This is a genomic window from Vibrio owensii CAIM 1854 = LMG 25443 (genome assembly GCF_000817815.1).
Lineage (GTDB): Bacteria > Pseudomonadota > Gammaproteobacteria > Enterobacterales > Vibrionaceae > Vibrio > Vibrio owensii.
In genome coordinates this window covers 1-11,957 of record NZ_JPRD01000057.1, presented here as the reverse complement: position 1 = coordinate 11,957, position 11,957 = coordinate 1, and the positions used below count along the sequence as shown (strand labels likewise).

7 protein-coding genes are annotated in these 11,957 nt (G+C 45.3%); 3 read left to right on the top strand and 4 right to left on the bottom strand.

Annotation, left to right across the window (positions count from 1 at the left end; translation table 11 throughout):
* Positions 1 to 12 precede the first annotated feature (12 nt).
* The 4 genes from H735_RS25455 to H735_RS25440 all read right to left on the bottom strand — a co-directional run bounded on the left by H735_RS25455 (position 13) and on the right by H735_RS25440 (position 6,807).
* Positions 13 to 969 carry an AEC family transporter gene (locus H735_RS25455; protein ID WP_020195677.1) on the bottom strand — a complete coding sequence of 319 codons (957 nt, stop codon included), beginning with the start codon at positions 967 to 969 and terminating at the stop codon, positions 13 to 15.
* Positions 970 to 1,148: 179 nt separating this feature from the next.
* Positions 1,149 to 2,765 (bottom strand): polysaccharide lyase 6 family protein, encoded by a 1,617-nt coding sequence (locus tag H735_RS25450; RefSeq protein ID WP_020195679.1) that lies wholly within the window; start codon positions 2,763 to 2,765, stop codon positions 1,149 to 1,151.
* 58 nt (positions 2,766 to 2,823) lie between these two features.
* Positions 2,824 to 4,611, bottom strand: coding sequence for a sodium:solute symporter family transporter (locus H735_RS25445; protein ID WP_020195680.1), 1,788 nt, complete (start codon positions 4,609 to 4,611; stop codon positions 2,824 to 2,826).
* Positions 4,612 to 5,025: 414 nt separating this feature from the next.
* Positions 5,026 to 6,807 (bottom strand): sodium:solute symporter family transporter, encoded by a 1,782-nt coding sequence (locus tag H735_RS25440; protein ID WP_020195681.1) that lies wholly within the window; start codon positions 6,805 to 6,807, stop codon positions 5,026 to 5,028.
* 1,413 nt (positions 6,808 to 8,220) lie between these two features.
* Here H735_RS25440 and H735_RS25435 point away from each other — a divergent pair.
* The 3 genes from H735_RS25435 (at position 8,221) to H735_RS25425 (ending at position 11,871) form a co-directional block, all read left to right on the top strand.
* On the top strand, positions 8,221 to 9,480 hold the full coding sequence (locus tag H735_RS25435; RefSeq protein ID WP_020195683.1) for an alginate lyase family protein: 1,260 nt from the start codon (positions 8,221 to 8,223) through the stop codon (positions 9,478 to 9,480).
* A 71-nt stretch (positions 9,481 to 9,551) separates the two neighbouring features.
* A complete protein-coding gene (locus tag H735_RS25430; protein ID WP_020195684.1) occupies positions 9,552 to 10,268 on the top strand; it encodes an oligogalacturonate-specific porin KdgM family protein in 717 nt (238 codons plus the stop codon).
* A gap of 154 nt (positions 10,269 to 10,422) precedes the next feature.
* Positions 10,423 to 11,871: an MltF family protein gene (locus tag H735_RS25425; RefSeq protein ID WP_020195685.1), complete on the top strand. Its 1,449-nt coding sequence runs from the start codon at positions 10,423 to 10,425 to the stop codon at positions 11,869 to 11,871.
* The last annotated feature ends 86 nt before the right edge of the window (positions 11,872 to 11,957 follow it).

Below are 11,957 nucleotides of genomic sequence, written 5' to 3'. Positions count from 1 at the left end.
AGAATCGCCGTTCTAAATCAAGCCATACGCTTTTAAAATCACAATCCCCACGGTACAAGTCACTGTTGAAAGCACAGTTGTCAAAGCAATGATGTTCGCTGCTAAGACGGAGTTTCCTCCCATCGAGCGTGCCATCACATAACTTGCTGCCGCCACAGGAGAGGCGTTCATAAAGAACAGAATGCCAAGCTCAATCCCTCTAAAGCCGACTAAATACGCACCTGTGGTAATCACGATAGGGGCAACGATCAGTTTGTAGCTGCTGGCAAACCAAGACGGTCCTTTCTCTTTCTTCATCAAACTTAAATCGAGTGAGCCTCCGGTACACAAAAGGGCGAGGGGAAGCGTCATCTTCGATAGATAGTTACCGGCATCAATCGCCACATCCGGAACCGGAATCGACAGAAGGTAGAACACCATGCCAGAGACAATTGCGATGATCAGAGGGTTGCGCGTTAAGGTTCTTACCATCATTTTGGCCGCTTGAGATCCAGACGTTGCCCCTTTTGGAGACAAACAAATCACCGCTTGCACGTTATAGATAAAGGTGGTCACCGCAACATAAAGGGCGGCCAGAGCGACACCTTGTGAACCGTAAGCATTCGCCACATACGCAATGCCGATGATGCCCGTATTGGCACGAAAGCCACCTTGGATTAAAACGCCTTGGTCGGGTGAAGATTTGAAGAACAGTTTGACGGAGATAAAAGTGAAGATGAAAAACGCGATGCTGGCAACAATGCCGTAATTGACGAAGCCGCTAGCCGCAGAGAAATCATGCTCGGAGACGACGATACTCAAGAACAACATCGCAGGTAGCGTGACCTGAAACACCAGTTTAGAACCGACTTCGATAAAGTTGTCGTTGATAAGCCCAATGCGTTTGAAGATAACGCCCAAGACAAGCATTAAGCAGATGGGGCCAGTGATCGACAACGAGAATTGCAACTGATGTAAAACAGCATCCATGAGTGTATCCGCAGCAAAAGAAAAGAGTTTTATAATTGTCATACAATTAAACCACAACTCAATCTTGGGAGACAGTAGGGTGGTGAAATTTTCTTCTGTTATTGTGGGGTTACTGGTGAAAGGAGAGGAAAACCAGTCTGGCTTGTATCACCAGACTGGAAGCAAACTCTAAAGCAGAATTACTTTTGAGCGTTTGAAAGGAGATAATCAGGCCCCGCTGTTTCCGCCGTTACGACAGACAGCTTGCTCGTATCTGCACCAACGCCTTGGTATTGAGTAAAGCCTTTCATTTGTTCGCTTTTTGGTAGTTCTACCGAGTAAGAAGCGATTTGTTCTGCGTTAGTCACCGTGCCGACGTAAACTTCGTTGTTGTAGGTAGGATTCACCAGCGGCAACTCTTCTGTTGCGCGTACGCTGACGAATTGCTCTTGCTGGTGGTTATCAACCACGTTGCTGTCGAAGTGAACGTCCACGCCAGCGAAAATGTTCTTCACTTCACTGTTGTTGAACAGGCTCACACGGTGCGTTTGGTTGCCGTAGACAATGCCCCATTCCGTATCCACAAGGGTGTTGTTACGAATGGTGATGTTCTTTGGTGTCCATTGTTTGTTGAGCTCTTTGCCTTTCACTGCTTGGTCTAGTTGCTCGCCGTTTGCTACATCAATGATGCCGGTATTGATCACGATGCCGCCGCGCAGATCCGCATTACCTTCAATTTTGCCATCACGGCCGCGCGTGCCAGTGATGTAGTTGTTCTCAATCACGTGGTCTTCATCGTAAATACGCATACCGCCAGTCAGCAGTTTTTCGTTACCTAGAATCACGTTGTCTTTCACCACGTTCGCTTTACCGTGACGAAGAGAAATCAGAGAGGCACTTTCAAAGATAGTATTGCCAGAGATTTCATTGCCGCCTGACTTAATCGAAATCAGCTCACGCTCACCATCCATATCAATCATCAGGTTGTTGGTGAACTTAGAGTTTGATGCCCATTGAGAAGATTTAGAGTCACCAATTCGAATCGCTTCCCAGCTGTTGCCGTTGTAGCGAATCGCTTCTTTGATATCGAATTCATTGAACTGGTTTGGTTTCTGGTCCAAGAAAATGTTGTTAGCAATAAGGTGGTTATCTGGGGTGTCGTCTTTTTGTACGCCAATTAACGTGCCGCGCTTTTGCTTACCTTCAAAACGGTTATTGATCACTTTGCCATCTTTACCCCAAAGCGAAACCCACAAGTATTTCGGGTATTCCGAGCGACGTTCGTCCGGTTGGTATTCGTAAGCGTGGTTGAAGTAGTAGAACGTAGAGTTTTGCAAAGTGTTGTTGTTACCCATCATACGCACGCCGCCGAAACGTTCAGCAGGGCCGCCTTCGGTAAACACCAAACCGTCGACAGTGATGTTGTTACCTTCAAGGCGAAGCTGAGCCAAACCCGTTAGCCAAACGCTGCCAGGTTGCTCCGCCTTGATGGTAATGTCGTTGGCTTTTACCGTGACGATATCAAGATCTGCGTATTTACCCGCAGGAATCGTAATTGTTGTACCGTCTCCGGCATTCTCCATTTGTTGTTTCAATGCTTGCACAGCGTCTGCTGATTGCGCTTCAAGTGCGCTGCCATCCACTGCGTTTAAGCGATCCGTAGCAAGCAAGTAATCGCGAGTGATGTCATTCACTGCGGTTTCAACAACAGCGGGAGCCGCAGCTTCCGTCGTTTGAGAAGGTGAAGTGTTACAACCTACTAGGGTTAGGGCAGAAATGGACGCGGCAACCACGCCAGCAAGCATTGTTTTTTTCATAATGTATCTCTTTGTAGAAGCACAAAAAGCGGTTGAATACTCAACCGCTTGTTTCTCGTTATGAGTTCTCCGTTATCGGAGCCCCCTCAGAAGCGCGCTCTGCGTTGCCATCGACTGCTCTCATCAGCGCCACGCCGACGCCAAGAACAATCACACCACAGAACACGAAAATCATGCGTCCCCAGAATGGGTTAGGCAGTAAGAGCATCGCCATCACACCCACACCAGACACGGCAATCAACGAACCCAACATTTGGCGTTGTTTGTTATCCAGTTTTTTCTGTTCCGTTGAGTCAGAAACCAACGGTGTTGCTAAGTTATTGAAGAAGCGGTCAACGTCTTGTTGGCGTTTCTCTTCAAGCGGTTTGTAGAACAGTGTCGACAGAGCAAAGAAGCCTGCGGTAAACACCAAGTGACCAATCAAACCAACCGCAACTTTTAGATCTGACCATTCACGGCCTGTTAGAGGCTGAAGATCAAACCAGTTTTGAATCATTTCCGGTGTGATGACAAAACCAACCGTGTAAGACACGATGCCACCTACCACCAATGTGCCCCAGCCAGCCCAGTCCGGTGTTCTCTTGATGAAGAAGCCACAGAACGCAGGAATCGTCATTGGGAAACCAATCAACGCGCCAACGTACATCATGGTGTCGAACAGGCTCAGACCTTTTAGCGAGTTGATGAACAGAGCAATCAAGATGATCGCGATGCCGAAGAAGGTAGAGGTGATTTTCGATACGATCATCAACTCTTTTTCTGTCGCGTTCGGGCGCAGAATCGGCAAGTAGAAGTTCATCACGAAGATGCCTGAGTTACGGTTCAAACCTGAGTCCATTGATGACATCGTCGCTGCAAACATCGCTGAAATCAGCAGACCAACCATGCCCGCTGGCATGTATTGCTCAACAAAGTACAAGTAAGCAAAATCACCCGCTTTTGAGCCTGCTTCTGGGTAATGCGCTGATAGGTCAACACCTTGGCTTGCAATGAACCAAGAAGGGGTAAACCAAATCAATACGCCCACTGTCATTAGTACACACGCAAGTAGTGCAGCTTTCTTCGCGTTCTTAGAGTCTTTCGCCGCTAGGTAACGGTGACAGTTCAACATGTTGTTGTTGATAGAGAACTGCTTTAAGAAAATGAACACTGCCCAGATACCAAAAATACTGAGGTAGTTCAGGTTGTTACCGGTTACGAAGGACCCGTTTTCTTGAACAGGGAAGTTCGCAATGATTTCTGTAATACCGCCGCCTTTTACTACCGCAACCACAGCACACGTCACTGTTACTGCCATGATGATGACCATCTGCATAAAGTCAGATGCGATAACCGCCCAAGAGCCGCCCGTTACGGACATCATCAGTACCACTAAACCCGTGATCCAAATGGTGGTTGTCATATCGAAGCCGAAAATGCCCGATGCGATGATCGCCAAACCATTCAACCAGATACCCGCAGAAATCACGCTGCTTGGCATGCCAGACCAAGTGAACACTTGCTCGTTAAAGCGACCAAAGCGCATGCGAATCGCATCAATCGGCGTGATAACGCGCAGCTGGCGGAATTTCGGTGCGAAGTACAGGTAGTTCATCAAGTAACCGAACGCATTCGCTAAGAAGATAGTCGCTACAGCGAAGCCATCGGTGTACGCTTTACCGGCCGCACCAGTAAATGTCCAAGCACTGAACTGGGTCATAAACGCCGTTGCGCCTACCATCCACCACAGCATGTTGCCGCCCCCGCGGAAGTAGTCACTGGTGGTGCTTGTAAATGTTCTAAACATCCAGCCTATTGCAATGAGGAATAGGAAATAGATGCCAACAATCAGGGTATTGAGTTCCATTTTTCGACCTTCTCATAGTCATTGATTTCTGCTAGATATATTATCCGTTCGATTATTTATTTGTACTACAATAATTCAATTGTGTGATGGAGTGATTAATACTGGAAATCTGCTTGACCCAGTACATTCTTCTACTTCTATCTACATGAACTGATGGTTGTGAACTTAAAATCGATTATTCAATAACTTATGATGAGTTTTGTCAGTATGGAACCCCGTTAATTACATCCGATTATCGTTTCAACAAGAAACTTTGGTTATACATTTTGCTTATTTTGTATGATTATTTCTTTGTTAAATTCGCTGGTTATTTAATGTCTCAACCGCAACGGACTTAACAAAAAAGTAAACAAATAGACCTGAGTGATAAGGGAAGAATGAAGCGGCTGTGTACAACCGCTTCATAAGGTAGATTTAGCTTTCGGTTACCGCTTGTTGGGTTTGAGTACCGTTGTCGTCAACCGCTTTAACAAGTAGTAGACCAACGCCACCAACAATGGCACCACACAAGATGAAGACTAAGCGTCCCCACATTGGGTTTGGCAGTAGCGCCATCAGCATTACGCCTACACCAGCGACTGCGATGAGCTTGCCAAGCATTTGACGTTGCTTGTTATCTAGAATTTTCTGCTCTGTAGATTCAGCAACAAGTGGTGTTGATAGGTTGTCGAAGAACTTATCTACGTCTGCCTGACGTTTCTCACTTAGAGGCTTGTAGAACAGCGTTGATAGAACGAAGAAGCCACCCGTTAGCGTAATGTGGCCAACTAGACCAATCGCGACTTTAACGTCTGACCATTCACGGCCAGTAAGCTGTTCAAGACCAAATGCTGAAGAAACCATGTCAGCAGTGATAACGAAACCAACAACGTAAGAGACAAGACCACCGACAATCAGCGTGCCCCAACCAGCCCAGTCTGGCGTTTTCTTAATAAAGAAGCCTAGGAATGCAGGGATGGTCATTGGGAAGCCGATCAAGGCACCAACGTACATCATGGTGTCGAACAGGCTCAGGCCTTTTAGTGAGTTGATGAACTGCGCAACCAGGATGATGGCAATACCAAATACCGTTGAGGTAATTTTTGATACCGTTACCAACTCTTTCTCTGATGCTTGGCCACGGCGAATCACTGGTTCGTAGAAGTTCTTAACGAAGATACCAGAGTTGCGGTTTAGACCTGAGTCCATTGAAGACATGGTCGCGGCAAACATTGCTGCTACGAGAAGGCCAACCATACCCGCTGGCATGTACTCTTGTACGAAGTAAAGGTAAGCGAAGTCGCCTGCTTTGCTGCCTGCATCTGGGTAAGCGGCTGATAGGTCTACGCCTTGACCCGCGATGTACCAAGAAGGCATGAACCAAATGAATACACCGCCTAGCATTAGAACACACGCTAGCAATGCTGCTTTCTTCGCGTTTTTCGAGTCTTTTGCTGCAAGGTAGCGGTAAGAGTTCAACATGTTGTTGGTAATAGAGAACTGCTTAACAAAGATGAAGAACGCCCAAATGCTAAAGATGCTTAGGTAGTTCAGGTTGTTACCAGAGACGAAAGAACCGCCTTCTGCGACAGGGAAGTTACTGATGACTTCAGTAATGCCGCCGCCTTGAACAATCGCAACAACTGCACAAGTTACTGTTACCGCCATGATGATCACCATCTGCATGAAGTCAGACGCGATAACTGCCCAAGAGCCACCCGTTACTGACATCATCAGTACCACCAAACCAGTAATCCAGATGGTTGCTGTCATATCAAAGCCGAAAATACCAGAAGCGATGATCGCCAGTGCATTCAACCAAACACCAGCAGATACCACACTGTTTGGCATTGAAGACCAAGTAAAGACTTGTTCGTTCGTGGTGCCGAAACGCATACGAATCGCTTCAATTACCGTCACTACACGTAGCTGGCGGAACTTTGGTGCGAAATACGCAAAGTTCATAAAGTAACCGAATGCGTTTGCTAGGAAGATAACCGCAACCGCGAAACCATCGTTATAAGCTTTACCAGCAGCACCAGTAAACGTCCATGCAGAGAACTGCGTCATGAAGGCCGTTGCACCAACCATCCACCAAAGCATGTTGCCGCCGCCTCGGAAATAGTCACTAGTCGTATTGGTAAACGTTCTGAACATCCAACCTATTGCAATTAAGAATAGAAAGTAGATGCCTACAATAAGGGTATTGAGTTCCATCTTTAGACCTTTTGATCGTTATTTAATGTCTTGAGGCAATACTAACTATCAGTTTGCTTATTTGTAGTACAATAACTCAAAAGCGTGACGAATGATCCGGAATGGGTCATTTCAATAATCATACAAGTGATCATGATCGGATATTGACATTGCACTCAAAAGGGGAAGGGTGTACCAAGTCAATATCACGAAAACTTATCAATGACTTTGGCGTGCACTCGATTGGTTCAATAGCGTTTATAGCCTTAGTTAATAAGGGTTATAACGGCGTAAGAAGGTGTGAAGTATTGTCAGATTTGTATGACTATTGCAGATAAAAAAACGCCCACGACATGCCTGTAATGCGTGGGCGAAAAACGGTATTGATACCGTCTGAGCCAAGGGCTCTGTTGGATTGCAATAGAACAGTGAAACGAGGTTCTGGATGTAGCTGAAAGATACTCGAGGGGTATATCTCTCATCGCTGCTAAGCACGTTACGCTGTAAGATCTTCGACAATCATTGCAAAGTTCAACAAAGCTAGGCTCTGTAAAGTGTTGTTATGATATGGGAGCAACTATACCAATCGACACAAGTCATCATCCTCGTCTGATCGATCTCGGCGCTTTACTTATGCCGATTGGTATTAAACATTTCCCACTTAAGTCACTACTCCTAAAAGCGCAATTAGTCATAACCAATTAAGCGTTTTCCTTGGCTTGCTACCTATTGATAGCGAAACCAGGCTGTTGATTTGTCTCTATAAGTGTCTGTTACAAAAGACAAACCGCTACAGCCATTTAAGCCCAATGAGAACCACAACCGTTGGAAGTAACAATAAGCTGCTTAGAACCATCAAGACTTGAGCAACAGCGAGTAGGGATGACAAAACAGTATTCTTCAATGTTGAAAGTTTCACTGGTCGCATCCATCTTGTTCGCTGTACTTTGCCTCTATTCGCTATTTCTTCTACTTACTTAATTCTTCTACCCACTTATGTCTCAGCCTGACATAAGTGACCTCTGCTTATATAGCCTCGGCCTTTCTCATTTCATCTCTATAACCAAGCGATGCTTAACCTGTTATTGGACTTTATGTAGAAAAGGACAGAGCGAAAAAGTGTGCGTCAATAGCAATTTGATGTTCTGTGTCTCAAAAACTTGAAATGATTATATTGTATGACAAATAAAAATGAACTCATTTGGTGCAAAAATATGCGGTAGAGCACATTTTTAGCCTAAATATTAAGACAATTAATGAGCTGTAAATATCGGTAATATATTTAATATCAATAAGTTAATGTTAAATTTGGTGGTTGTAACAAAGTTTGATAGCGTGGATAAATCATACAATTAGATCTAATTCACAGAACGCTCAACATCGGCTGGGTACTATATTTGTAGTATTTTAACTCAAGATATAAGGCCGATAATAATGAAACCCCTACGACCTCTACATCTAGCAACCTGCCTCAGCGCCATTCTTTTCAGTGCTAACACTCTTGCTGCAGACTTTGTGTTCCTTGATGAAGCAACGCTTGAACAAAACCGCGCTGTTTTACAGTCAGATAAAGCGAGCGATTCAATGAAAGACGCGTACGACCGTCTTATTGAAGAAGCAGAACTGGCGATGAAAGATGGCCCGTTTACGGTAACGGCGAAAGGTATGACGCCACCAAGCGGTAGCAAAAACGATTACATGAGCATCAGCCCGTACTGGTGGCCGGATGAATCGAAAGAAGATGGCCTTCCTTGGGTTCGTCACGATGGCAAAACTAACCCAGCATCGAAAACAGCTGAAACAGATTCTAAACGTATCGGTCACTTCACTCGTTCTGTTCGCGCATTGGCATTAGCTTATTACTTCAGCCAAGACGAGAAATACGCAAAACAAGGTATCGAATACGTTCGTACTTGGTTCATGAATGATGAAACTAAGATGAACCCGAACGTGAATTACGGTCAGGGCGTACCTGGTCGTGCAGAAGGTCGTCGTGGCGGCATTATTGATACACGTACTCTGGCCGATCGCATGCTGGACTCAATCGCCATCCTATCGCTTTCTCCTGCTTGGACGGATAAAGACGAACAGCAAATTACACAGTGGTACGGCGAATACCTAGATTGGTTGATTGTTGACGACCTATCAGGTGGCCCGAAAGGCGAAGCTGCTGCGGCAAACAACCACGGCACTTGGTATGACTTCCAAGTCGCCAGTATTGCTTACTTCTTAGGTAATGAGCCTCTCGCAAAACAGATGGTTCAAAAAGGCAAGATGCGCGTAGACACTCAGTTTGAAAAAGACGGCTCTCAGCCTCATGAAATCGAACGTACTCGCGCATACCACTACCACTACTTCAGCTTAGATCCATTGGTCGGCATCGCTCAAATCGGTGACAAAGTGGGCATCGACCTATGGCACTACCAAAACAAGAAAGGTGGCTCATTAGCGCAAGGTATTCAGCTAATGGCGACTTATCAAGATCCTGCGTCTGACTGGCCATACACCGCGAAAGACAATCCACGCCGCGTAGAGCGCATGACACCGATTTACCTAAAAGCAGGTGTGGCGATGGAGAAACCTGAGTGGGTGAAACTGGCAATCGAAACTGACTTTAGCCGCTTCACAGTGAAGAAGAACTTGGCAGAAGTTTGGGCTCAGCGCGATATCGAATTGCTTTACCCAAAACAATAAAACCCTAAAAAGGGCGGCGTGTATGCGCGTCGCCACTTTGAAATACAATTTATTTACAGTGGAACATTACTATGACTTCTAAAAAACAAATTGCTTTAGCGATCGCGACAACCCTTTTTGCAGGTAGCATTTCAGCCGCGTCTCTAGACTTCCGTGAAGAATACAAACACGATTCAGAGCAGTGGGCAGGTCGTATCAAAATTGGTGGCAGCACAGGTAACCACTACTACGGCGTAGAGATGAAGCACACTGGCAACTTAAGCGAGCTTCAACGTGGTGATAGCGAATTCGAATACGGTTACCACTTCAAATTTGATAACAACTGGCGTGTAACCACATCGATGCCAATTACCTTTGGTGACGAAGCCGTAACGTACAAACCTCAGGTTCGTGTTCAATACAAATTCGATTCTGGTATCACAACCAAGCTTCGCTACCGTCACGAGTTCCGCAACTACGCATCTGGTAAAACATCAACAGGTCTAGACGGCAAACAACACGATTCACTGAACGCGAGTAAAATCACGGGTAACATCGATTACAACTGGAACGCTTGGCAATTTGGTTTTGAAGCAAACTACAAAGAAGATTTCTTCAGCGATGAGTGGAAGCTAGGTAACCGCGATGGTAAGTACGAATGGGACTACAACTTTAAACTAGGCTACAAAGAGAAAGGTTGGGATTGGCGTCCATACGTAGAATTCGGTAACGTTCAATGTAACAGCTCTTGTGATGACAGCTCATCACGTCAGCTACGTAGCCGTGTTGGTGTGACGTACAGCTTCTAATCCAAGCTACAAATAAATTAAGATTCTTTCCAATAGCCCGCCCCCGAAGCGGGCTATTTTTATTTCTTGAACAAGGTCAGGCTCAGACCTAAGACATGCCCATGAGCTTTTATTGCTAAAATTATCATTAATGATTTGGCGAACGGATAAGCTCATGGTGGGTAAAATACTTTGCATCGTCCTGTGTCTTTGGTCTTTCTCTCATACCAGTGTCGCATTGGAACTCTCTCCTTTAAAGTCTGACCCCTACGTGGGGGATTTAGATACCCTGAAGGAAAAGAAAGCCGTTCGTATTTTGGTGTCTGCTGATCTGGGTTTTTACTACATCCAAAATGGTAAGCCGAAAGGCATTATCTCTGAGCTTATTTACGAATTTGAACGCTATTTAAGGAAGAACAAAAAGGCGATCAATATTCAGGTTATTCCGGTCGCAAGAAACGAACTCATCCCCAAATTGATTGCTGGTTATGGTGACGTCATAGTTGCGAATCTAACCATTACCAATGAGCGTAAAGAGCTGATTGCGTTTAGCGATCCGGTGAGAGAAAACGTCTCAGAAATCATTGTGACCAACACCAGATACTCGGACATTAAAACCGTGGATGATTTGAGTGGATTGGATGTTTGGGTGAGAGAAAGCTCGAGTTACCATAAGAGCCTAACCAAGGTAAATAACTACTTCACGATACAAAACAAACCGCTGATTAATATCTTGTTTCTTGATGAAATCATGCAAGACTATGAGGTTCTCGAAATGGTCAGTGCGGGCATTATCGATATCACCGTGCTCGACCGACACAAGACGGGGATGTGGGGGAATATCTTTCCTGGCGTGGCGTTTCATAATCAAATCACCGTCAGGGAAAATGCACAAATTGGATGGGGAATACGACAAGATTCGCCACAGTTAGAAGAGGCGGTGAACAAATTTATCAAGGAAGTTCGGATAGGAACTTTGTTCGGCAATGTGGTCAATGAAAGGTATCTCGAAAACGACAAATGGTTGAGAAAGTTCCTTAACCGAGACAATGCAGTTCGTTCTAAAGAATTGTTAGATATCTTCTACGCGTATTCTCAGGAGTATCAATTCAACCATTTACTGATGCTGGCTCAAGGCTTTCAAGAATCCGGATTGAACCAAAACGTCATTTCTCACAAAGGGGCGGTGGGCATCATGCAGATCTTGCCGACTACGGCGAGAGATAGAGCCATCAACATTTCCAACATCTACGAGAAAGAACCCAATATTCACGCTGGTTTGAAGTACATGCATTATCTTCGGAAGTACTTCTTCAACGATGAAAACATCAGCGAAAACGACATCATTTACTTCTGCCTCGCAGCCTACAATGCAGGGCCGGGTAACATGAGGAAGATGAGAAGAATCGCCAAAGAAAAAGGGTATGATCCCAATGTTTGGTTCGGCAATGTGGAAGTGGTGACGCGGCAATACATCGGACTAGAACCGATACGCTATGTCAGCAACATTAACCATTACTTTATTGCCTACAAGCTGCTAGAGAGACTCAACAATCGTCGTAGCGAACTCGAACCTTACCTTCATCCACCATACAAACTCGAAACCATTAAGCTCTATTACTAACGAGGTAGTGGTCATCGGCAAAGACATTCGCAAGATAGCTTAAGCACAATAAAAAAGAGGAGCGCCGTGCTCTAATGCCGATCAGT

Bases quoted from the DNA above. Each gene is read 5' to 3' on its own strand.
- H735_RS25455 (WP_020195677.1), bottom strand. From the start codon at position 969: ATGGATGCTGTTTTACATCAGTTGCAATTCTCGTTGTCGATCACTGGC.
- H735_RS25450 (WP_020195679.1), bottom strand. From the start codon at position 2,765: ATGAAAAAAACAATGCTTGCTGGCGTGGTTGCCGCGTCCATTTCTGCC.
- H735_RS25445 (WP_020195680.1), bottom strand. From the start codon at position 4,611: ATGGAACTCAATACCCTGATTGTTGGCATCTATTTCCTATTCCTCATT.
- H735_RS25440 (WP_020195681.1), bottom strand. From the start codon at position 6,807: ATGGAACTCAATACCCTTATTGTAGGCATCTACTTTCTATTCTTAATT.
- H735_RS25435 (WP_020195683.1), top strand. From the start codon at position 8,221: ATGAAACCCCTACGACCTCTACATCTAGCAACCTGCCTCAGCGCCATT.
- H735_RS25430 (WP_020195684.1), top strand. From the start codon at position 9,552: ATGACTTCTAAAAAACAAATTGCTTTAGCGATCGCGACAACCCTTTTT.
- H735_RS25425 (WP_020195685.1), top strand. From the start codon at position 10,423: ATGGTGGGTAAAATACTTTGCATCGTCCTGTGTCTTTGGTCTTTCTCT.